At 61.2% G+C, this 21,485-nt stretch carries 19 protein-coding genes; 6 read left to right on the top strand and 13 right to left on the bottom strand.

Going from position 1 to position 21,485, the window contains the following annotated elements; genetic code table 11:
• Positions 1–342: 342 nt before the first annotated feature.
• From CAF79_RS09795 to CAF79_RS09755, 9 genes are all read right to left on the bottom strand, one after another.
• Entirely contained in the window at positions 343–1,083 is a 741-nt protein-coding gene (locus tag CAF79_RS09795; protein WP_085697633.1) for a helix-turn-helix transcriptional regulator, read from the bottom strand.
• Between the two features lie 221 nt (positions 1,084–1,304).
• A complete protein-coding gene (gene ppa, locus CAF79_RS09790; RefSeq protein WP_007933577.1) occupies positions 1,305–1,832 on the bottom strand; it encodes an inorganic diphosphatase in 528 nt (175 codons plus the stop codon).
• 114 nt (positions 1,833–1,946) lie between these two features.
• On the bottom strand, positions 1,947–2,759 hold the full coding sequence (locus CAF79_RS09785; RefSeq protein WP_085697632.1) for a zinc-dependent peptidase: 813 nt from the start codon (positions 2,757–2,759) through the stop codon (positions 1,947–1,949).
• Between the two features lie 4 nt (positions 2,760–2,763).
• Positions 2,764–3,414 (bottom strand): DedA family protein, encoded by a 651-nt coding sequence (locus CAF79_RS09780; RefSeq protein ID WP_085697631.1) that lies wholly within the window; start codon positions 3,412–3,414, stop codon positions 2,764–2,766.
• Positions 3,415–3,641: 227 nt separating this feature from the next.
• Positions 3,642–4,103, bottom strand: coding sequence for an N-acetyltransferase (locus CAF79_RS09775; protein ID WP_007958617.1), 462 nt, complete (start codon positions 4,101–4,103; stop codon positions 3,642–3,644).
• A gap of 116 nt (positions 4,104–4,219) precedes the next feature.
• A complete protein-coding gene (gene eutC / locus CAF79_RS09770; protein ID WP_371917917.1) occupies positions 4,220–5,053 on the bottom strand; it encodes an ethanolamine ammonia-lyase subunit EutC in 834 nt (277 codons plus the stop codon).
• Complete coding sequence (locus tag CAF79_RS09765; protein ID WP_039771886.1) at positions 5,050–6,444, bottom strand: ethanolamine ammonia-lyase subunit EutB; 1,395 nt, start codon at positions 6,442–6,444, stop codon at positions 5,050–5,052. Before CAF79_RS09765 ends, eutC begins: the two co-directional genes overlap by 4 nt.
• Positions 6,445–6,524: 80 nt before the next feature.
• The gene (gene eat / locus CAF79_RS09760; RefSeq protein ID WP_085697629.1) at positions 6,525–7,895 is read right to left on the bottom strand and encodes an ethanolamine permease; all 1,371 of its coding nucleotides are present in this window, start codon (positions 7,893–7,895) and stop codon (positions 6,525–6,527) included.
• A 297-nt stretch (positions 7,896–8,192) separates the two neighbouring features.
• The gene (locus tag CAF79_RS09755; RefSeq protein ID WP_085697628.1) at positions 8,193–9,713 is read right to left on the bottom strand and encodes an aldehyde dehydrogenase family protein; all 1,521 of its coding nucleotides are present in this window, start codon (positions 9,711–9,713) and stop codon (positions 8,193–8,195) included.
• A gap of 299 nt (positions 9,714–10,012) precedes the next feature.
• On the opposite strand from CAF79_RS09755, the gene CAF79_RS09750 reads away from it, so the two are divergent.
• The 4 genes from CAF79_RS09750 (at position 10,013) to CAF79_RS09735 (ending at position 14,392) form a co-directional block, all read left to right on the top strand.
• Positions 10,013–11,929, top strand: a complete 1,917-nt coding sequence (locus tag CAF79_RS09750; protein ID WP_085697627.1) for a sigma-54-dependent Fis family transcriptional regulator — start codon at positions 10,013–10,015, stop codon at positions 11,927–11,929.
• 192 nt (positions 11,930–12,121) lie between these two features.
• Entirely contained in the window at positions 12,122–13,471 is a 1,350-nt protein-coding gene (mpl, locus tag CAF79_RS09745) for a UDP-N-acetylmuramate:L-alanyl-gamma-D-glutamyl-meso-diaminopimelate ligase (RefSeq protein WP_085697626.1), read from the top strand.
• A complete protein-coding gene (gene ubiX, locus CAF79_RS09740; RefSeq protein ID WP_085697625.1) occupies positions 13,468–14,115 on the top strand; it encodes a flavin prenyltransferase UbiX in 648 nt (215 codons plus the stop codon). The genes mpl and ubiX overlap by 4 nt, the downstream gene beginning before the upstream one ends.
• Positions 14,108–14,392: a YceK/YidQ family lipoprotein gene (locus CAF79_RS09735; protein WP_085697624.1), complete on the top strand. Its 285-nt coding sequence runs from the start codon at positions 14,108–14,110 to the stop codon at positions 14,390–14,392. The genes ubiX and CAF79_RS09735 overlap by 8 nt, the downstream gene beginning before the upstream one ends.
• A gap of 43 nt (positions 14,393–14,435) precedes the next feature.
• Here CAF79_RS09735 and CAF79_RS09730 read toward each other — a convergent pair whose 3' ends face one another.
• From CAF79_RS09730 to CAF79_RS09715, 4 genes are all read right to left on the bottom strand, one after another.
• Entirely contained in the window at positions 14,436–17,033 is a 2,598-nt protein-coding gene (locus tag CAF79_RS09730; RefSeq protein ID WP_139832578.1) for a hypothetical protein, read from the bottom strand.
• A 217-nt stretch (positions 17,034–17,250) separates the two neighbouring features.
• On the bottom strand, positions 17,251–17,892 hold the full coding sequence (locus CAF79_RS09725) for an oxidoreductase (RefSeq protein WP_085697622.1): 642 nt from the start codon (positions 17,890–17,892) through the stop codon (positions 17,251–17,253).
• A 27-nt stretch (positions 17,893–17,919) separates the two neighbouring features.
• Positions 17,920–19,647: a C13 family peptidase gene (locus tag CAF79_RS09720; RefSeq protein WP_085697621.1), complete on the bottom strand. Its 1,728-nt coding sequence runs from the start codon at positions 19,645–19,647 to the stop codon at positions 17,920–17,922.
• 110 nt (positions 19,648–19,757) lie between these two features.
• A complete protein-coding gene (locus CAF79_RS09715) occupies positions 19,758–20,213 on the bottom strand; it encodes a MaoC family dehydratase (RefSeq protein WP_034153755.1) in 456 nt (151 codons plus the stop codon).
• A gap of 193 nt (positions 20,214–20,406) precedes the next feature.
• On the opposite strand from CAF79_RS09715, the gene CAF79_RS09710 reads away from it, so the two are divergent.
• Both CAF79_RS09710 and CAF79_RS09705 read left to right on the top strand, forming a co-directional pair.
• A complete protein-coding gene (locus CAF79_RS09710; protein WP_085697620.1) occupies positions 20,407–20,769 on the top strand; it encodes a CidA/LrgA family protein in 363 nt (120 codons plus the stop codon).
• A complete protein-coding gene (locus tag CAF79_RS09705; RefSeq protein WP_007958637.1) occupies positions 20,769–21,485 on the top strand; it encodes an LrgB family protein in 717 nt (238 codons plus the stop codon). Before CAF79_RS09710 ends, CAF79_RS09705 begins: the two co-directional genes overlap by 1 nt.

The following is a 21,485-nucleotide window of genomic DNA, read 5'->3' as shown; positions in this document are numbered from 1 at the left end:
CATTAGATTTGGTTTTCTTGCGGGCATTAAAAAGCCGGCTTGTGGCCGGCTTCTCGGGGACTGGCTTGGTTTATTTTTGGTAAACCGCGCCAGCCTTCAAAACGTACATCCGGATCTTGCGTCCGGCTGTGGGACTTGGTCAGACAGTGGTCTGCCGCGTCAGGCGTCATCTGGGCCGCTTGGCGGGTCGATGCGCGAATGTGGGGCGCAGGATACTGAGTTTTGTTGGGGATTCCCAGTCTCAAGTGCGGATTAGAGCGATTTCTGCGGCAGGACGCGGGGATTTTTACCGTGTAGCCGGGCCTCTTTGCAGGCTAGCCAAGGGCCGGGAGTGACAGAGGGTCAGAGAAACGGCACCACCGGTCGCCGCTTGCCCAGCGTCGACCACCAGAACACCCACCCCAATACATGAATCCTCTGCTCCTCGATCTGCGCGGCGCGGAAGATTTCGTCCGGGTATTCGGCGCTGTTGTGGCTGCGCAGGCGCAGGGCGTTGCCGGGCATGCGGTGCAGGTATTTGATGCGCAGCATGCCGTCGTGCTCGATGGCGTAAATTTCGCCGTCCACCACCTGGGTGAGGCCGCGGTCGATGGCGAGGGTGGAGCCGTCTTCGATTTTCTCGGCCATGCTGTTGCCGATCATGTGGGTGCAGATGGCGTCGGAGTGGCGGATTTCCAGGGCTTCGAGGTGGCTGCGGGGCAGGCGGATGGTTTGGTCCGGGTCTTTGATGACGTGGGTCTTGTCGGAGCCAGGGGCAGTGGGGGCTTCCTTGTAGAGCGGCAATTCGATGTCGTTGGTTTCGAGCACCGTGTAGACGCCGCGAATGGCATGGGCATCGAGGATGTCGCCCGAGTCCGTATGCAGGTGCGGGGCCTCTTTCGGGCCTTCGCCGGTCTTCAGCCATTGGCTGTTGACGGACAGCAGGCGTGCGACCTCTTCCAGGCGGTACGCGGGTACGCCCCGGGTGTACCAGTTATGAACGTTTTGGGCTTCCGTGCCCCAGAACTTTGCGAATCCCGTGGTGGTGATGTTCGCAGCTTCCAGGAGTGCCTTGAATCTTGGACCGCTAGTGTTCTTTCTCATAAACGCGAGTCTACGACCGGCCTAGAGCGGTTTGAATAAACCTTGCGTTCAAAATCAGGGCAAATTTTGCGACGGGATGTAAGGCGTCCTTGTGGGAAATTACACACACTAAAACTTTTCTGTAGGCCGCTATAAACAAGCTGTTTAAGCACTGGGCGGCCAGGCACAAAAAACCCCGGATCAACCGGGGTTTTCTTCAAGCGTGTCGCAGGTCGCGAGGCTTAGCCTTTGTAGGCAGCAACCGACTTGGTGATCGCGGCGCGGGCGGCGTCTGCACCGTCCCAGCCTTCGATTTTCACCCATTTGCCTTTTTCGAGATCTTTGTAGTTCGCGAAGAAGTGCTCGATCTGCTGGATCAGCAGGGCTGGCAGGTCGGTGTATTCCTTCACGTCCACGTACAGCTGGGACAGCTTGTCGTGCGGAACTGCGATGACTTTGGCATCGCCGCCGCCGTCGTCGGTCATGTTCAGGATGCCGACCGGACGGGCGCGGATCACCGAACCTGGAGCAACCGGGTAAGGGGTTACGACCAGTACGTCGAGGGGATCACCGTCGTCAGCCAGGGTGTTCGGGATGTAACCGTAGTTGGCCGGGTAGAACATCGGGGTGGCCATGAAACGGTCAACGAACAGGCAATCGCTGTCTTTGTCGATTTCGTATTTGATCGGCGCGTGGTTGGCCGGGATCTCGATCGCGACGTAGATGTCGTTCGGCAGGTCTTTGCCAGCCGGAATCTTGCTGTAGCTCATTGGGCGTTGCCCCCGTTAGTTGACCAAAAACACTTGGCCGGATTGACCAAAAAGTGGCGGCGATTATAGGCATATTCTGCCGTGGACGCCACGTACCGGAAGTCGTGCAGACCTTTACTCGTGAGCCTGATAGACCGGGTCGGTGGCCTGAAGTTGCTTCAGGCGGGCCAACGGATCCTGGCGGTAGAAAAGGCGCAACTGCGCATACACCTGTGGATAAGCCTCGTGCAGCAGATCCGGAGCGCTGAAGAAGTACTCGCTGGTGACGGCGAAGAATTCGGCCGGGTTCTCGGCGGCATACGGGTCGATGGCGGTTTCGGCATCGGGGTTGCGGTCGAGCTGGCGATTGAGGTCGTCGTATGCCGTCTGCATCACCTCGGCCCAGTCGCTGACCCGCATATCGGCGTGCAGCGGTGGCAGGCCGTTGGCGTCGCCGTTGAGCATGTCGAGTTTGTGTGCGAGTTCGTGGATCACCAGGTTATAGCCTTCCCAGCCACCACTGGCCATCACGCCGGGCCAGGCGAGGATGATTGGCCCTTGTTGCCACGCCTCGCCGCTGTGTTCGCCGTCCCACTCATGCTCGACGCCGCTGGCATCGCGATGGCGTTGGGGGCTGAGAAAGTCGTCAGGGTAGAGGATGATTTCGTGGAAACCCCGATACCAGTTCAGGTCGCCGAGATGCAAAAGCGGCAATTGGGCCTGGGCGGCGAGCAGCAGGCGCTGTTCCTGATGCAGTTCGACGCCGGGCAGGGCGGTCAGGTGTTTGTCTTCGAGGAACAGCACGCTGGCTTCGCGCAGCCACTGGTCTTGCGCGGCAGTGATGCCATCGAGAAAGCTCAGGTGATGACGCACCCGCTGCCACATATCGTCGGCAATCGGGTGCTTGGCCAGAATGCGCCGGCGGCGCCAGGCGCTCAGCGACCACATCGGCTTAGTGCGATTGGGCTTTGGCGCCGCCGAAACGGCTGCGAATCACGCCGATGATCATCGGTACCAGCGACAGCAGGATGATGCCGACCACCAGCAGCGACAGGTTCTTCTTGATGAACGGCACGTTGCCGAAGAAGTAACCGAGCGTGACCAGACCGCCGACCCACAGGACGGTGCCGAACACGCTGAAACCGAAGAAACGCGGGTAAGGCATTTTCGCGACACCGGCAACGAACGGTGCAAAGGTGCGGATGATCGGCAGGAAGCGCGCCAGGGTCACGGTTTTGCCGCCGTGCTTGTCGTAGAAATCGTGGGTCTGTTGCAGGTAATCGCGGCGGAAGATCTTCGAGTTCGGATTGCTGAACAGCTTTTCGCCCGCCGTTCGTCCGATCACGTAGTTGGTGCTGTCGCCCAGGATCGCCGCGAGCATCAGCAGCCCCGCCAGCAACACCGGGTCCATGCCACCACCCGCAGCCACGGCACCGGCGATGAACAACAGGGAATCACCCGGCAGGAATGGCATCACCACCAGACCGGTCTCGCAGAAGATCACCAGAAACAGGATGGCGTAGATCCATGGCCCGTAATTATTCACCAGCAGGTCGAGGTAAACGTCGAGATGCAGGATAAGGTCGAGCGGGTTGAAATCCATGGAGGCACCTGTGGTGATGGCCTGACTCGGCAAGCCTGTGCGGATGACTTCGTGTAAGCCTACAAGCGGGTGTAGTTTTTCTTACAAGCCGGAAAGATCGGGATTATACGGGCTGAGGGGTGAAAAGCGTGTTGGTTTTGTAGCGGGGAATGTCGGTGTGAACAAATGTCGGGTTGGAATTTATTTCGGGGAGGGCGTTCGCTTCCTCCCCGCCGTACGCCCGGCGATCAGAGCTCGTCGCTGATCGGCAGCACGTAGTTCTTGAACTCGGTGTCTTCCTTGAACCCGATGGATTCGTAGGTTTTCTGCGCGACTTCGTTGTCGGCACTGGTGGAGACGCGCATGCGCACAGCCTGGGTTTCCTTGGCCATTTTCTTTGCGGTGCGGATCAGGTTGTCGGCCACCAGTTGGCGGCGGGCGTCTTCGGCGACGTAGATGTCGTTGAGGATCCACACGCGCTTGAGCGACAGGGAGGAAAAGCTCGGATAGAGCTGGCAGAAGCCCATGAGCTTCTTGTCGTCGTCATCGGCCAGCGCCAGGTAGATCACCGATTCCTTGCGTCGCAGGCGCTTTTCGAGAAACGCCCGGGACGAGTCCGGATAGGGCAGGGAGCCGTAAAACTCGCGGTACTTAACGAACAACGGGGTCAGCAAATCCAGGTGTTCGAGGGTCGCTTGGATAATCCGCATGGTAGGTCTCGTCCTTCAAGTGGCTGTCTTCACGTGCTCTGACGGCGATGGGAAACCCGGGCGGCCGTGAATCGATCCTGCCTCAAACCTGCGCAGAAAGGCAATGCGGAAACGGTTCAGGCTGGGGGCGGATCGAGCAGGAAATTACTCTTCATGTCTGCACCGGCTTCCGATTCCAGCGTCTGAACCTGCGCCTCGTCCTTCAGATTGACGCCCGACAGCTGTCGCCGACAGGCTTCGCGCATCAGGTACAGCAGGCGATGCGCCGCCATACCGTAGCTGAGCCCTTCCAGCCGCACGTTGGAGATGCAATTGCGGTAAGCATCCGTGAGACCGACCTTTGGATTGTAGGTGAAATATAAACCCAGGCTGTCCGGCGAACTGAGGCCCGGACGCTCTCCGATCAGCATCACGACCATTTTGGCGCCCAGCAATTGGCCGATTTCATCGCCAATCGCCACCCGCCCTTGTTCCACCAGCACCACCGGCGCGGTCGACCATTGGTCGGCGCTCATTTGTTCCTCCAGTCGGGTCAGGAACGGCAGGGTATGCCGATGCACCGCCAGCGCCGAGAGACCGTCCGCCACAACGATTACCAGATCTACACCGCCCGGATGCGTCTGGGCGTAGTCGCGCAGGGTCTGGGCGGATTGATCGCTCAATTTGCGCCCCAGATCCGGGCGTTGCAGGTAGCTGTTGCGATCCACCGCCGCGCTGTGCAGCAGCAGACTTTCGCGCCGGCGTTCAGCCAGTTGGGCGCTGAGCCCGGCATGATCGAACGGCAAATGCACTGCGTCCCGGGCCTGCGCGTGGGCATATTGGAAATCCAGTTGTGCGCGGGTCGGCAGGCTGGTGCCGGTGCGACCGAGGGCGATGCGCGCCGGGGTCAGGCGACGCAGCTCCAGCCACGGGTTTTGCGGATCGACGGGCGGTTTTTCCATCTGACTCATCCCAGTTGCGCCAAGGCCTGGCGGAAAGCCGGCGGCAGGTTGTTGCCGAAGCGGACCTTGCCGTCCGCCTGGGTGAAGATGCCCATGTTCGCCAGCCACTGCTCGAACTCCGGTGCCGGCTTCAGGCCCAGGGTCTGACGCGCGTAGAGCGCGTCGTGGAACGAAGTGGTCTGGTAGTTGAGCATGATGTCGTCGGAGCCGGGAATGCCCATGATGAAGTTGATCCCGGCCACGCCCAGCAGGGTCAGCAGGGTGTCCATGTCGTCCTGGTCGGCTTCGGCGTGGTTGGTGTAGCAGATATCGCAGCCCATCGGCACACCGAGCAACTTGCCGCAGAAATGGTCTTCGAGGCCGGCGCGGATGATCTGTTTGCCGTTGTAGAGGTATTCCGGGCCGATAAATCCTACAACGGTGTTCACCAGGAACGGCTTGAAATGGCGCGCCACGGCGTAGGCCCTTGTCTCGCAGGTCTGCTGATCGACGCCGTGGTGGGCGTTGGCCGACAGCGCGCTGCCCTGACCGGTCTCGAAATACATCAGGTTCTGCCCGAGGGTACCTCGATTGAGGCTCAGGCCCGCTTCATAACCTTCCTGCAAAATGTTCAGGTTGATGCCGAAACTGGCGTTGGCCGCTTCGGTGCCGGCAATCGACTGAAACACCAGATCCAGCGGCACGCCACGGTTGATCGCTTCTATAGAAGTGGTGACGTGGGTCAGCACACAGGCCTGGGTCGGAATGTCGTAGCGCTGGATGATCGCGTCGAGCATTTCCAGCATCGCGCAGATCGAGGCGATGCTGTCGGTGGCCGGGTTGATGCCGATCATGGCGTCGCCGTTGCCGTACAGCAGGCCGTCGAGAATGCTCGCCGCGATGCCGGACGGTTCATCGGTCGGGTGATTGGGTTGCAGCCTTGTGGATAACCTTCCACGCAGGCCGAGGGTTCCGCGAAATTTGGTGACGACGCGGATCTTCTGCGCCACCAGTACCAGATCCTGCACGCGCATGATCTTCGACACGGCGGCGACCATTTCCGGTGTCAGGCCGGGGGCCAGAGCACGCAGGCTGGACTCGTCGGCCGCCTCGCTCAACAGCCAGTCGCGAAAGCCGCCAACCGTTAGATGGCTGACAACCGCGAAGGCCTGTTTGTCATGGCTGTCGATGATCAGCCGGGTGACTTCATCGGCTTCGTAGGGAATCAGCGCTTCCTGCAGGAAATGCGTGAGCGGGATGTCGGCCAGCGCCATTTGCGCGGCCACTCTTTCGCCATCGTTGAGCGCGGCGACGCCGGCCAGGAAATCCCCGGAACGTGCCGGACTGGCCTTGGCCATCACGTCCTTGAGGCTGTCGAAGCGGTAGGTCTGGGCGCCGACGGTATGGGCAAATGCGGCCATTGGGCGCGTTCCTCCTGAATGAATGCTTTTAGTGCAGGCACCGAGCCTGAGGCCCGGTGCCGGTGCAATCCGGATAACGTTCAGACACTTTCGAGCATAGCGTCTGCCGGTGCTTCGGAGCGTTGTTTGGCGGTCAGCTGGAAATACAGGTAACCGGCGGCCATGAAACCGAGGAATACACAGCCGATCAGCGTGTTGAACCAGGCCATCGCCACCAGGCACACCAGCGCCAGGAACAGCGCGATGGCCGGCACCACCGGATAGCCCGGCGCGCGGAAGGTGCGCTCCAGATTCGGCTCGGTTTTACGCAGTTTGAACAGGCTGAGCATGCTGATGATGTACATCACGATGGCGCCGAACACCGACATGGTGATCATCGCCGCCGTCAGGGTCATGCCTTGCAGATTGACCAGTCCGTCGCTGTAGATCGCCGCGATGCCGACCACGCCGCCGGCCAGGATCGCCCGGTGCGGGGTCTGGAAGCGCGAGAGTTTCGCCAGGCCTTTCGGCAGGTAACCGGCCCGGGCCAGGGCGAAGAACTGCCGCGAGTAGCCGAGGATGATCCCGTGGAAACTCGCCACCAGCCCGAACAGACCGATCCACACCAGCATGTGCATCCAGGTCGAATTGTTGCCGACTACCGCTTTCATCGCCTGCGGCAGCGGGTCGTTGATGTTCGACAACTGGCGCCAGTCGCCGACGCCGCCGGCCATCACCATCACGCCGATGGCCAGGAACACCAAGGTCAGGATGCCGCTGACGTAGGCCCGTGGAATCGTGCGTTTCGGGTCCTTGGCTTCCTCGGCCGCCATGGCCGCGCCTTCGATGGCGAGGAAGAACCAGATTGCGAAGGGGATCGCCGCGAAAATGCCGGGAATCGAGCCCATCGTGAACTCATTGGCGCCAGACCAGCCATTCAGCACGAAGTTGCTGAAGCTGAAGCCCGGTGCCACCACGCCCATGAACACCAGCAGTTCGGCGACGGCGAGCACGGTAACCACCAGCTCGAAAGTCGCAGCGATGCTGACGCCAAGGATGTTCAACGTCATGAACACGAAATACGCACCGACTGCCGCGAGTTTGGGGTCGAGCCCCGGATATTGCACATTCAGATACGCGCCGATGGCCATGGCGATGGCCGGCGGGGCGAACACGAATTCGATCAGGGTGGCGATCCCGGCGATCAATCCGCCTTTCTCGCCAAACGCCCGGCAGCTGTAGGCAAACGGCCCGCCCGCATGGGGAATCGCGGTGGTCAGCTCGGTGAAGCTGAAGATGAAACAGGTGTACATGGTCGCGACCATCAGGGCCGTGACCAGGAAACCCAGGGTTCCCGCCGTGCCCCAGCCATAACTCCAGCCGAAGTATTCGCCGGAAATCACCAGGCCGACGGCAATGCCCCAGAGGTGCAGGGTGCCGAGTGTGGGTTTGAGCTGTGTGGTGGAAGTCATAAGTCCTCTCTGTCTTTTTTATTGTTCGATCTGTTGGACTTTCAGGTGCAGCGGTTGAGTGGGTGGATGCTGTTCACGCAGCGGCAGTGTTCATGCAAATCCTGAATGACAGGTACGCAAGGCCCGTGCCAGAGCGGCCAGGCCATGTGGGGTGTGTCAGTCAGGACGCTATCGCCGGCAAGCCGGTTCCCACCAGGATCTGCGCAAGCCCCTGCAGCACAAAAACCTGTGGGAGCTGGCTTGCCAGCGATGGCCAGTTAAAGGGCAACACAGGACTCCCTGTATTGCCCCGAGGTTTTAGAAGAAGCCCAGCGGGTTGATGTCGTAGCTCACCAGCAGGTTTTTTATCTGTTGGTAATGGTCGAGCATCATCTTGTGGGTTTCACGGCCGACGCCGGACTTCTTGTACCCGCCGAACGCGGCATGCGCCGGGTACAGGTGGTAGCAGTTGGTCCACACGCGACCGGCCTTGATGGCGCGGCCCACGCGGTAGGCGCGGTTGATGTCGCGGGTCCAGAGGCCGGCACCCAGGCCGAACTCGGTGTCGTTGGCAATTGCCAGGGCTTCGGCTTCGTCCTTGAAGGTGGTGATGCTCACCACCGGTCCGAAGATTTCTTCCTGGAATACACGCATTTTGTTGGTGCCCTTGAGCAGGGTTGGCTGGATGTAATAACCGGAGGCCAGGTTGCCTTCGAGTTTTTCCACTTTGCCGCCGGTCAGCAGTTCGGCCCCTTCGCCCTTGGCGATTTCCAGGTACGAAAGGATCTTGTCGAATTGCTGCTCGGACGCCTGGGCGCCGACCATGGTGTCGGTGTCGAGTGGGTCACCCCGTTTGATCTGGCTGACCTTTTTCATCACCGCTTCCATGAACTGCGGATAGATCGACTCCTGAACCAGTGCACGGGACGGGCAGGTGCAGACTTCGCCCTGGTTGAAAAACGCCAGCACCAGGCCTTCGGCAGCTTTTTCGATGAAGCTCGGCTCGGCCTGCATGATGTCTTCGAAGAAGATGTTCGGCGACTTGCCGCCCAGCTCAACGGTCGACGGAATGATGTTCTCGGCAGCGCACTTCATGATGTGCGAGCCGACCGGCGTCGAGCCGGTGAAGGCGATCTTGGCGATGCGCTTGCTGGTGGCCAGGGCTTCGCCGGCTTCCTTGCCGAACCCTTGCACCACGTTGAGCACGCCCGGCGGCAGCAGGTCGCCGATCAGCTCCAGCAGCACGCTGATGCCCAGCGGGGTTTGCTCGGCAGGCTTGAGTACCACGCAGTTGCCGGCGGCGAGGGCCGGGGCGAGTTTCCACGCGGCCATCAGAATCGGGAAGTTCCACGGGATGATCTGGCCGACCACGCCCAGTGGTTCATGGATGTGATAGGCCACGGTGTTGCCATCGATCTCGGCGGCGCTGCCTTCCTGGGCGCGCAGGCACCCGGCGAAATAGCGGAAATGGTCGGCCGCCAGCGGGATGTCGGCGTTGAGGGTTTCGCGGATGGCTTTGCCGTTATCCCAGGTTTCGGTGATCGCCAGGGTTTCGAGGTTCTGCTCGATGCGGTCGGCGATTTTCAGCAGGATCAGCGAACGTGCCTGGGCGGAAGTGGAACCCCAGGCATCGGCGGCAGCGTGGGCGGCGTCCAGGGCTTTTTCGATGTCTTCGGCCGTGGAGCGCGGGAATTCGGCAATCGGTTGGCCATTCACAGGCGAGGTGTTGGTGAAGTACTGACCTTTGACAGGCGCGACGAACTCGCCGCCGATGTAGTTACCGTACTTGCTCTTGAACGAGACTTTGGCGCCGTCAGTACCGGGGTGAGCGTAACGCATGATGTTCTCCTTGGCTGTTGTATTTATCAGAGAGACGCGCATGAGCGCTTGCTATAAGCGTAGAGCAAAGGTCGGGCCACTGCCGTGCAGGTCAGGCAAATCAAGGCCTTGCGCGATTCCCGTCGGACAAGTGGCAAGCGTCTGTGACGCTATCGGTACAGCTTGGGTGACAGTTTGTACCGCTTCTGGCACAACCCGTGACCGGGCAGTCTTGCCAGCATTGCAAAGACCGGTTGGCTGGAGGATGCTGGGCACCACTTCACGCATGGGCCGATGAGCCTCGGGGAGAATAATAAGAAATGCACGACAACCATTTGAGTCGCCATGCCCAACAGGTTCTCACCGTCACCCAGGGCAAACCGCACCTGCATGGTCCCGGTGCCGACCCGTCGATTGCCCGCTCGTGGCTGCGTTGTCTTGAGGACTATCACCTCGACCCGGCCCTGACCATGGCGCCGACCGTGCTCGAACACGGTCGTGTCCTTGAAAGCCGCGAACGGTTGCAACAGGTGTTGCAGATCGCCGGCAATGAAATGAGCAGCCTGCATCAACAGCTCTCCGGCGCCGGCCACGCGGTACTGCTGACCGACGCGCGCGGGGTGATCCTCAACTGCGTCACCGCCCCCGCCGAACGCAAGATCTTTGAACGCGCCGGCCTGTGGCTGGGGTCCGACTGGAGCGAGGCCTGCGAAGGCACCAATGGCATCGGCACCTGCCTGGTGGAGCGCCAGGCCCTGACCATTCATCAAGACGAACACTTTCGCGGCCGCCACACCGGCCTGACCTGCTCGGCGAGCCCGGTGTTTGACCCCCATGGCGAACTGCTGGCGGTGCTCGACGTTTCCTCGGCGCGACACGACGTCTCGCGCCAGAGCCAGTTCCACACCATGGCACTGGTCAATCTGTCGGCGAAGATGATCGAGAGCTGCTATTTCCTGCGCTGTTTCGATAACCAATGGTTGCTGCGTTTTCATCTTCAGGCCGAGTCTGTCGGGCTGTTCAGCGAAGGGTTGCTGGCGTTTGACGGGGAAGGGCGGATCAGCGCGGTCAATCAGAGTGCCTTGAACCTGCTCGGCCATATTCGCGGTGGTTTGCTGGGCAAACCGGTGGAGGCGTTTTTCGATTGTTCGCTGGATGAGTTGCTCGGGCGTGCCAGTGCCAATGCCAGCGCCAGTTGGCCGTTGCGCACCCGTGACGGTCGGCATCTGTTTGCGGTGCTTCGCGGCGAAACCCGTCGGCCGTTGCCGGCCGCGCCGGCTCCCGCGCTTGTCCAAGCGCCACGTCTTGCAGGTATTTGTCTCGGTGATGCGGCGTTGCAGGCGGATTTTCGCAAGTCGCTGCGGGTATTCGAACGTGACGTGCCACTGCTGATCAACGGCGAAACCGGCTCCGGCAAAGAGGCATTCGCCAAGGCTGTGCACAACGCCAGTCAGCGCGCCGGCAAGGCGTTCGTCGCCCTCAACTGCGCGGCGATTCCCGAAAGCCTGATCGAGAGTGAACTGTTCGGCTATCGCGGCGGCAGTTTCACCGGCGCGCGCAAGGACGGCATGCGCGGCAAGTTGCAGCAGGCCGATGGCGGCACGCTGTTCCTCGATGAAATCGGCGACATGCCGCTGGCCTTGCAGACCCGACTGCTGCGAGTGCTCGAAGACCGGCAAGTGGTGCCGATCGGGGGCGAGCCGGAAGCGGTCAACGTGCGGATCATCAGCGCCACTCACCGCAATCTGCTGGAGCGGGTTGGCGACGGCAGTTTCCGTGAAGACCTTTACTACCGGCTCAACGGGCTGGAAGTCGCGTTGCCGCCGTTGCGCGAGCGCAGTGACAAGTCGCAGTTGCTGGATTTCCTGCTGGCCGAAGAGGCAGGCGGGGAAACGATCCTGATCGAAGAGCCGGCGCGTCAGGCATTACTCGGGTTCAACTGGCCGGGCAATGTGCGGCAGATGCGCAATGTGCTGCGCACGCTGGCGGCGTTGTGCGATGAAGGTCGGATCGGGCTCGATGATCTGCCCGCGATGTTCCGGCAGGTGCAGCCGCTCCTGGTCAAGGTCGATGAGTCGTCGTCCGAGCATCCGCTGGAAGATGCCGAGCGGACGGCCTTGCTCAATGCCCTGGAGCACACCCGCTGGCACATGACCCACACGGCGCAGCAGTTGGGCGTCAGTCGCAATACGCTTTATAGAAAGCTGCGCAAGCACGGGATTGCCCGAACCGCCTGAATCTTCGTGCTGATCGTTCCCACGCTCTGCGTGGGAATGCCTCCCCGGACGCTCCGCGTCCGCTTTTGGACGAGAGCGTCCTGCGCTGCATTCCCACGCAGAGCGTGGGAACGATCATGTCGGGTGATCAGCTAAAGAGTGCCATTTCCCCCTCCCTGCGCTAACCTGCGGCCATGTTTTACGAGGTCGACTATGCACATTCATATTCTGGGTATCTGCGGGACTTTCATGGGCTCGATGGCGGTTCTGGCCAAAGAGCTGGGCCATCACGTGACCGGCTCCGATGCCAACGTCTATCCGCCGATGAGCACTCAGCTCGAAGCCCAGGGCATTGAGCTGACCCAGGGTTACGACCCGGCGCAGCTCGATCCGGCACCGGATCTGGTGGTGATCGGTAACGCCATGTCCCGCGGCAACCCGGCAGTGGAATATGTGCTGAACAAAGGCCTGCCGTACGTCTCCGGCCCGCAATGGCTGGCCGACCATGTGCTGCAAGGGCGCTGGGTGCTGGCGGTTGCCGGTACACACGGCAAGACCACCACCAGCAGCATGCTCGCCTGGGTGCTTGAACATGCCGGCATGAGCCCGGGCTTCCTGATCGGCGGCGTGCCGCAGAATTTCTCGGTGTCGGCGCGTCTGGGCGGCACGCCGTTCTTCGTGATCGAGGCCGACGAATACGACAGCGCGTTCTTCGACAAGCGTTCGAAGTTCGTCCACTACCGTCCGCGCACGGCGATCCTCAACAACCTTGAGTTCGATCACGCCGACATTTTCCCTGATTTGCCAGCCATCGAGCGGCAGTTCCACCATTTGGTGCGAACCATCCCCAGCGAAGGCCTGGTGATTCACCCGACCACCGAACCGGCCCTGCAGCGTGTGATCGAGATGGGCTGCTGGACCCCGGTGCAAACCACCGGTGCTGGCGGTCAGTGGCAGGTCAAGTTACTGAAAGACGACGGCTCGGCGTTCGAAGTGATGTTCGAAGGCGTGCCCCAAGGCGTGGTCGAGTGGGAATTGACCGGCCAGCACAACGTCGCCAACGCATTGGCCACTCTGGCGGCGGCGCGTCACGTCGGCGTTGTGCCGTCGATGGGCATCGCCGGGTTGAGCGCGTTCAAGAGCGTGAAGCGCCGGATGGAAAAAGTCGCGCAAGTGCGCGGCATTACCATCTACGACGACTTCGCCCACCACCCGACCGCGATTGCCACCACCCTTGATGGCCTGCGCAAACGTATCGGCGATGCGCCGCTGATCGCGATCATCGAGCCGCGCTCCAACTCGATGAAGCTCGGCGCGCACCGTGACGGTCTGCCGGACAGCGTGGTCGATGCCGATCAGGTGATCTGGTACGCCCCGGCCAACCTCGGCTGGGATCTGGCCGGCACCGCCGCGCTGTGCACGGTGCCGTCGATTGTCAGCGACTCGCTGGAAGGCATCATCGAGCGCGTGAAGAGCCAGGCCCAGCCCGGCACCCATGTGGTGATCATGAGCAACGGCGGCTTCGGCGGCCTGCATGGCAAACTCGCCGAGGCGCTGAAATGAGCACTTTTTCCCGTGACGGCGGCCCGGAACGCATCACGCTGGCGATGACCGGCGCGTCCGGCGCCCAGTACGGTTTGCGCCTGCTGGACTGTCTGGTGCGCGAGGATCGCGAGGTGCACTTCCTGATCTCCAAGGCCGCGCAACTGGTGATGGCCACCGAGACGGATGTGTCGCTGCCGGCCAAGCCGCAAATGATGCAGGCGTTCCTCACTGAATACACCGGCGCGGCCGCCGGACAGATTCGGGTCTACGGCAAGGAAGACTGGATGTCGCCGGTGGCCTCGGGCTCCGGCGCTCCGGCGGCGATGGTGGTGGTGCCGTGTTCGACCGGCACCTTGTCGGCCATCGCCACCGGCGCCTGCAACAACTTGATCGAACGGGCGGCGGACGTCACCTTGAAGGAGCGTCGCCAGTTGATTCTGGTGCCGCGCGAAGCGCCGTATTCGAACATTCACCTGGAGCACATGCTCAAGCTGTCGAACATGGGCGTGACCATCCTGCCGGCCTCGCCGGGTTTCTATCATCAGCCGCAGACCATCGATGACCTGATCGATTTCGTGGTGGCGCGGATTCTCAATCTGCTGGGTATTCCCCAGGACATGCTGCCGCGCTGGGGCGAACACCATCTGAGCAGCGATGAATAAGCTGCTGGCGATCCTGCTGATAGTGCAACTGACCGGCTGCGCCACGGTGCGCACGCTGGATGCCGCCAAACCCGGTGCGCCAGTGGTGTATGCCGGCACGAGGCTGGACCTGTACGCCCTGAACGGTGGCTGTTGTGCGATGGACCGGTTCGGCGCGGAGGCCCCGAGCTATCCCGGAGTGGATCTGCCGGCCAGCGCACTGCTCGATACGCTGCTGTTGCCGTTGTCGCTGCTGACGGTGATTGGTGTAGGGTTTCAGGCGACTGGCGGACTGTAAAAATCAAAGGCTCGACCCCGCAGGGTCGAGCCTTTGAAACGCCCTACAGCGTGATCGTTTCGGGCGGAAAGACGATGTGGTTGGAGAAAACGTCCTGTCCTGCCGGCAACTCGATAATGCGTTTTCCGGCTGTCGCCACGTCATCGATCAACTCGTCATATTCATTCCGGTTCAATTCCCCTGCCCGTGTGCGTGCCTCGATGGCGTCAACGGCGTTCTGATCCGATCCAGTGGCGCGTGTCAGCGCCTGCAGATGGATGTCTTCCACTGTCGCCGCGCGAGTCATGCTTGAGTTGACCAGCCAGACGCGCCTCGACGTGAAGCCGATCGACGACATCGAAACATGACCCTCCATCTTCATGCTCGGGAACCACGTTGTGCCGTCCGCAGGGCTTCGTTCGAGTCGCGTCGGGTTGTAGACGCGATTGTCTTGCCCCGCTACGACCTCGACATTGCGGGTATCGAGCAGGTAGCAAAACTGGATGCGCTGAGCAGGGGGCGTCGAGGTACCGCTGACTGGCTGGTGCGCTCCCTTGCCTGCTATTCCCATGGTTTCATTCGCAAAGCCCATGGCGGTCTTCAGGCTGAACATTGCACTGACAGGTATCTCGCTTGTGGCACCCCTTGCCGATATTGCCTGTGGGACCATGGCCGCGGGCCGGGCTATTTCGAAAGGTGTCCGGTTATCCACTTTGAACATGGCGGGCGTATCGGTCCTGTACAGGTAGTTGTGCTTGTTGCGTTTAAAGCCGCTGATGCGCAACAGCCCTTGAAAGAAGGGATCGGTCAGGCTGGCCTTCAAGAGGCTGGTGCCTTCTCCCTGATTTCTCAGTCGGATGATTTCTGCATGGATTTCCGGCAGAAACGGATCGAAGAGTTTTTCGTTGGTTACCCGGCGGGTGCGTTCTTGATGAGTCCTGACCCACCCGGGCAGCTCATCATTGATCAGATTCTTGAACTGCCCGGTTGGCGACAACTCCTTGCACAATTTCGCCAGTTGCTGGACGGAGAGGTTGTAGGGCTGGAACCGGGCGAGAACCTGCTCTCGTGATTTGAGCGGTGAGTCAGGATTGGTCCACAGCCTCAGGTAGTCGATCAGTTTCTCGCGCCGGGAAGGGTATTTGCGTTGTTTGACCCAGTCAGGCGGTTTCTGATGAAGCGCAACGTCCCGACGAAAGCGCACGATGTCGGGCCCTTCGATCCTGTAAGGATTCCAGATGTCGACGTCCCGCCAGAAGGGGCGCAGGACGGTCTCTTGATGGATCGAATAATCGGTGGCTTTGACGACGATCAGTCCGGCACCTTCACGAAACGCCAGTTGAGTGAGCGGTCCGTGACTGTCATCCAGGCCAGGTTTGCGCTGCATCTCGACATAACCGTGAAAGTTCGACTTGTCGAGATCCCAGGTGTAGTGGCGCTGGTCACCGTACGTCGTCGCAGGGGTGTCCCTCGTCTCGGAAATGTCAGGGTCTGGCTGGCGTGGCAACGGCGATTCCTGGACGTGTGTTTGGGTTGTCGACCGTTGCGGCAACGGGGATTGCTGGTCAGCTGGAGCGCGGTGCAGGGAGACCGATTCAAGGTGTTTCACCCACTCGGCGGGTGTGCGTTTCTGATGCTCCAGAAGCCGGTTGAACATATCGCGATCCATGTCCGGGCCCAGCCAGCGACGAAGCTCGTCAAACAGATAAACGTTTTCCATCCGGTCTGGCCGGACTCTGGCCCACTGAGGCTTCTTGCCGGTGCTGTGGGCTTCGGTGCGAAAGCGGGTGATATCGGTGCCTTGCAGTCCGTAGAGATTCCAGATGTCGCGGTCCGTCCAGGCGGACAGCAATCGGGCTGGCTGATCGATGGGATAAGCAGGCCGCTCAACACTGACAAACGATCCGTTATCGTCCCGGAAGGCGTGGTGCGACCGAGGTCCGACGGAATCGTCCAGCCGCATTTTCCGGTGCATGACCACGTAGCCGTGGTGGTGAGTCGTGGCGCTGTCCCACACGTAATGCCGGGTGTCGATGTAAACCGGTGGCGTGTTTGATTGTGTGAGGGGCGCAAGAGTCTGTTGTGACGTGTCCTGCGAGCTGACTGCCGGTCGATGGGCCGCAGATTCGATCAGAACGCCGGTTTCGGGTGGCTCACCAACTCGCCAGGTATTGCTTTGTGAGTCGAAATGCAGCGCCGGGCCGGAGGGGTGTGCTTCCTTTGGTCGCATGGCTCGATAGGTTCCGGCGCCGTCGTCCCAGCCCACCATCACGGTACCGGTCGAGGTGTATTGAACCTCGGCGTAAATACGCCCCCGGTAGATACGCAATCCTTGTGTCATGACGGCAGGCAAAAGCGTTCGCTCCTGTGGTGGCAGCGCGTACTCAAGAATGTTTTCGGCCGGGCGAAGGCTATCGGAGGACGTACTCTCCCGGACTGCGGGAGCCAGGTCCTGGATCAGTAACCCGGGCAATGATTCGCTTGAGGTCAGCTGTGTCGAATGCTGTTGCCCGGAGGGATTGGCGTCCGGCCCCGCAGGCCGGATCTGGCCTGGACGCTCAAGTCGCGGAGTCGACAGGGGGATCGATGTATCGGCTGGAGTGCCGGGGGCGCGGGTGCCTTTCGGTGTGGTCTTTTTGGGTGCCATCAGGCGTCCTTTCATTGATTACCTGCTGTCGGGGGCCGTCCGATGACGACATGACGGATGCAGGTGTGCCAGAGGGCACGTTATCCATGAAGGGGGAGGGCGTGTGGTAGATAGATAGGGCGCGGTTGTCGAATCGATTCGGCTCATTTCAGAGAGCAGTTCAACACCGGATCCTCTGACTTCATTGAAAGATGATGGTCTGGATCTGCGTTGAACTGCTTCATGCGCGAACTCACTTGCCGAGTTTGCGCAGCTCATCCGATTCGACGATACGTACTCCGTCCTGCTCTTCCAGTGCCAGGCGCCACATGGCACGGGCCAGTTGGCAGGCTTCGATGCCGCGGTATTTGCCGGGAATCAATTTGGAGAACGGCGCGGCAAGCTGCTCGCCCAGGCGCGGCTCGCTGCGTTCGCCGAGCAGCAGGGAAGGTCGGCAAATGGTCAGTTGCGGCCAGTCCTGCGCGCGCAATGCGTATTCCATCTCGCCTTTGACCCGGTTGTAGAACACCGAGGACCGGCGATCGGCCCCCAGGGCACTGATCACGATCAGGTGGCGTGCACCCATTTCCCGGGCGCGCTTGGCGAATGCCACCACCATGTCCAGATCCACGGCGCGGAACGCCTCTTCGGAGCCGGCCTGTTTGATGGTGGTGCCGAGGCAGCAATAGGCGATATCGACCCGACCGGACAGTTGCGGCAGGAAGGTCTGTGGATCGCCGACCGGATTTTCCAGATGCGGATGTTCAGCCAGCGGCCGGCGTGAGGGGGCAAGGACGCGGCTGATCGTCGGTTCGTTGAGCAGACGGTCGAGCAGATGTTCACCGGTCAGTCCGGTGGCTCCGGCAAGCAGGACATGCTGAGGCGTCAAGTACATAGTGTCTCTCCCTTGATACTGTTCAGCTTAGTTGCTCTTTGTTGCTCCGTCGTTCAACGCAGAACTTTGCAAGGCTTTTCTCGCTTGCTGTTTGCGCAGCAGTTGCCAGTGTGCCAGCACGGTTTTCGGTGCCCAGATCTGCGGTTCAGAGGCCTCGAAGTTGTCCGCCAGTTCGCGCTCGGCGACGGTGGCCTTGGCCAGTTTGAAGGCTTGCTCCAGGTCGTCGGTCTGGTTCAGGGCCTGGGCGAACAGGGCGTCGCCGAAGTAGGTGAAGTTGGCCTCCTCGGAGCAACCGAACGACACGCGGTCGGCGCGCGCGGCGGTCATGATCAGCGTGCGCTCATCCTTCAGCGCCGGAATGAAACCCCCGGAATAGCACGAGGAAATGACGATGATCTTGTCGCGGTTCTTTAGCGGCGCCAGCACGGCGGCAAGTTCATCGGCGGGCAGGTCGGCCAGTTCCATACGCGGCTGATCGAGCACCAGTTCGTGTTCGGCGGTGCCGTGGCTGCTCAGGTAGATGAAAACCAGATCTTCCGGGCCGCTGCGTTCGGCCAGGGTCTGGGCTGCGCGGCGCAGGTTTTCGCGGGTGGCCATGGGCCGGTCGCCGAGGTGGTCGCGATGGTTGACCAGGCGAATCTGGCCAAACGCGCCGAAACGGCTGGTGAGCATGTTGGCCACGTAATCGGATTCGCGCAGGAACACGCTTTGTTTGCCGTCGCCGCCGAGGGTCAGGGTGTACAGCTCCACTGCCGGGGTCGAGGCCGGCACATTGGCCAGCGCCTCGTCGAGCAGGCGACCCTGGGCCAGCAGGCCGAGTTCGAGGGTGTCGGGCAGCAACTTGCCGTCGGCATCGCGCACGCGCTGGCCGTTGATCCAGGTGCCGCTGAGCACGCTGCCATCGGTGAGCACCAGGGTGCCGCGTCCCGAATAGCTGTCGCTGTCGAACCCGCCGACGTAGAAACTGCCATCGGCCAGGTTCAGCCGGCCCTGACCGCTGAAGCGCCAGTCATTGAAATAGCCGATGTAGTGGCTGCCGTCGGCGCCGATCAGTTCGCCCTTTCCGGTCAGCGCGCCTTCCTTGAACTGCCCGAGCCAGACATCGCCATCGGCGTTTTCGTAGCGGCCCTTGCCGTGCAGTTGATTGTTTTTGAAGCCGCCGACATAGATGTCGCCGTCGGCACTGTTGAATGTACCGTTGCCTTCGAGCTGGCCGTTGACGAAGTGGCCGGTGAACTGATTGCCGCTGGCATCGCCGCGCTGGCCTTCGCCATTGGGTTTGCCGTGGGCGAACTGGCCCTGATAGGAGCTGCCGTCATCCAGCTCGAGACGGCCGAGCCCGGAATACTGGTCGGCCTTGAATTCGCCGCGATAGGTCATCGCGTTTTCTTTGAGGGTGCCTTCGCCGTCGCGCCGGCCCAGCTTGAAACCACCGGTGTAGCTGCCGGCCGTGGTGGTCAGCGTGCCCTGGCCGTCGAACAGCCCTTGCTGGAAGTTGCCGCGATAGACCTCGCCATTGCTGCCGTGCCATTCGCCCTGGCCGTGCCATTGCCCCTTGTCGAACGCCCCGGCGTACCAGCTGCCGTTGGGGTAGTCGACCCGGCCCTGACCTTGCAGCAAGCCATCGACCAGTTCACCGCGATAGCGGCCGCCGTCGGGCAGACGCGCATCCGGCGGCAAGAGTGATTCGCCGTCGCCACACGCGGCCAGCAACAGGGTCAAGGCAAGGGGAGCAAGAGGAGCGAATGAGCGCATGGCGGGATCCGGGCAATTAGGCGACCGAGTATGCCGCAGCTATGTGACCTTATACAGCCGGCGGGGAGGAGCGGATGCGAAACAGCGTGAGCCGCTTCGCATCCAGGCGCTTAAACGAAGCAGAGCGACAGCGGTTCGGCGATGTAGGCCGGTTTGTCCGAGCCTTCGATCTCCAGGGTGGCGGTGGCCTTGAGCAGCCACTGGCCAGGTTTTTTCTCGGTCACTTCACCGAGGTCGACCTTGAGCCGGACCTTCGAGTTGACCTTGACCGGCTGGATGAAACGTACGCTGTCCAGACCGTAGTTGACCACCATCTTCACGCCTTGCGGCAGGACCAGGATGTCTTCCATCAGTTTGGGGATCAGCGACAACGACAGAAAACCGTGTGCAATGGTGCTGCCAAATGGCGTTTGCGCGGCTTTGACCGGATCGACATGGATGAACTGGTAATCCCCGGTGGCTTCGGCGAACAGGTTGATGCGCTCCTGATCGATGGTGAGCCATTCGGAACGTCCGAGTTCCTTGCCGACATAATCTTTGAGCTCTGCAACTGGAACATAGGGCATTGAGACTCTCCTTGGGTTCATCGGTTTTATAGTTTTTCAGGTGGGGGATTTGACCGCCCTGCGAACCACTGTAGATCATCATGGCGATTTGCTCAGGTCAACCGACCATGCTTTTGGCGAATGCCGATCCATAGCGCAGGCGTGCTTATAATGCCGACGACTTGCAGGTTGGAAAGTAAGACGGAGATGACGGATGTTGCTACGCGGCCTGACGTGGCTGGTGCTGTTTCAATTGCTCGGCACGGCTCTCAATCATTTGCTGTTGCCGGTGCTGCCGGGGCCGATCATCGGCCTTTTGCTGTTGCTGGTATTCCTGATCGTGCGCGGTGAGGTCGGCGAACCGCTGAATCTTGCCGCCGGCAGTCTGTTGCGTTATCTGCCATTGCTGCTGGTGCCGCCAGCGGTGGGCGTGATGGTGTATGCCACGGCGATTGCCGCGGATTTCTGGGCCATCGTCGGGGCGCTGGTGGTCTCGCTGATTCTGTCGATGGCCTTTGCTGGCGTGCTGATGCAGCGCCTGGTCAAGCGTCATGCGCCGCATTCGGAGGAATCCTGATGCTGTTCGACTGGCAAGGTGCCTGGGCGTCGGTGATTCACCACCCGCTGTTCGGCATCGGCATCACCCTGGGCGCTTATCAACTGGTGCTGGCGGCGTTCGAGAAAACCCGCTGGATCTTTCTGCAACCGGTGCTGGTCTCGATGCTGTTGGTGATTGGCGTACTGGTTGGTTGCGGTCTGACTTACGCCGAGTACCGCAAGAGCACGGAAATCCTCAGTATTCTGCTGGGCCCGGCAACCGTCGCGCTGGCGGTGCCGCTGTATCTGAATCTGCGGCGCATCCGCCAATTGTTCTGGCCGATTTTTACTACGCTGGTGATAGGCGGCGTGGTCGCCACGGGCATGGGCGTGGCGCTGGGATGGTGGTTCGGTGCCGATCACATGATCCTGATGACCATGGCGCCCAAATCGGTGACCTCGCCGATCGCCATGCTGGTGGCTGAGCAGATCGGCGGTGTCGCGGCACTGGCGGCGGTATTTGTGTTGATCACCGGGGTCATCGGCGCGATCTTCGGTCCGGCGCTGCTGACTCGCCTGGGCGTGCACAGCCCCGAGGCACGCGGCATGGCGCTGGGCATGACGGCACATGCGGTCGGCACCTCGGTGGCGTTGCAGGAAAGCGATGAGTGCGGCGCCTTCGCGGCGCTGGCGATGAGTCTGATGGGCGTGGCCACGGCGGTGTTTCTGCCGTTGGCGGTGTCGATGGTGGTGTAA

The sequence above is a fragment of the Pseudomonas sp. B26(2017) genome, assembly GCF_002113045.1.
Classification (GTDB): Bacteria; Pseudomonadota; Gammaproteobacteria; order Pseudomonadales; family Pseudomonadaceae; genus Aquipseudomonas.
The sequence above is the reverse complement of the archived record's forward strand: the minus strand, read 5'-3'. Positions and strand labels throughout refer to the sequence as shown.

Bases quoted from the DNA above. Each gene is read 5' to 3' on its own strand.
- CAF79_RS09735 (WP_085697624.1), top strand. From the start codon at position 14,108: ATGAATAAGCTGCTGGCGATCCTGCTGATAGTGCAACTGACCGGCTGC.
- CAF79_RS09715 (WP_034153755.1), bottom strand. From the start codon at position 20,213: ATGCCCTATGTTCCAGTTGCAGAGCTCAAAGATTATGTCGGCAAGGAA.
- mpl (WP_085697626.1), top strand. From the start codon at position 12,122: ATGCACATTCATATTCTGGGTATCTGCGGGACTTTCATGGGCTCGATG.
- CAF79_RS09755 (WP_085697628.1), bottom strand. From the start codon at position 9,713: ATGCGTTACGCTCACCCCGGTACTGACGGCGCCAAAGTCTCGTTCAAG.
- CAF79_RS09795 (WP_085697633.1), bottom strand. From the start codon at position 1,083: ATGAGAAAGAACACTAGCGGTCCAAGATTCAAGGCACTCCTGGAAGCT.
- CAF79_RS09705 (WP_007958637.1), top strand. From the start codon at position 20,769: ATGCTGTTCGACTGGCAAGGTGCCTGGGCGTCGGTGATTCACCACCCG.
- CAF79_RS09750 (WP_085697627.1), top strand. From the start codon at position 10,013: ATGCACGACAACCATTTGAGTCGCCATGCCCAACAGGTTCTCACCGTC.
- ppa (WP_007933577.1), bottom strand. From the start codon at position 1,832: ATGAGCTACAGCAAGATTCCGGCTGGCAAAGACCTGCCGAACGACATC.
- CAF79_RS09780 (WP_085697631.1), bottom strand. From the start codon at position 3,414: ATGGATTTCAACCCGCTCGACCTTATCCTGCATCTCGACGTTTACCTC.
- CAF79_RS09710 (WP_085697620.1), top strand. From the start codon at position 20,407: ATGTTGCTACGCGGCCTGACGTGGCTGGTGCTGTTTCAATTGCTCGGC.
- CAF79_RS09720 (WP_085697621.1), bottom strand. From the start codon at position 19,647: ATGCGCTCATTCGCTCCTCTTGCTCCCCTTGCCTTGACCCTGTTGCTG.
- CAF79_RS09765 (WP_039771886.1), bottom strand. From the start codon at position 6,444: ATGGCCGCATTTGCCCATACCGTCGGCGCCCAGACCTACCGCTTCGAC.
- eat (WP_085697629.1), bottom strand. From the start codon at position 7,895: ATGACTTCCACCACACAGCTCAAACCCACACTCGGCACCCTGCACCTC.
- CAF79_RS09775 (WP_007958617.1), bottom strand. From the start codon at position 4,103: ATGCGGATTATCCAAGCGACCCTCGAACACCTGGATTTGCTGACCCCG.
- CAF79_RS09785 (WP_085697632.1), bottom strand. From the start codon at position 2,759: ATGTGGTCGCTGAGCGCCTGGCGCCGCCGGCGCATTCTGGCCAAGCAC.
- CAF79_RS09725 (WP_085697622.1), bottom strand. From the start codon at position 17,892: ATGTACTTGACGCCTCAGCATGTCCTGCTTGCCGGAGCCACCGGACTG.
- CAF79_RS09730 (WP_139832578.1), bottom strand. From the start codon at position 17,033: ATGAAAGGACGCCTGATGGCACCCAAAAAGACCACACCGAAAGGCACC.
- eutC (WP_371917917.1), bottom strand. From the start codon at position 5,053: ATGAGTCAGATGGAAAAACCGCCCGTCGATCCGCAAAACCCGTGGCTG.
- ubiX (WP_085697625.1), top strand. From the start codon at position 13,468: ATGAGCACTTTTTCCCGTGACGGCGGCCCGGAACGCATCACGCTGGCG.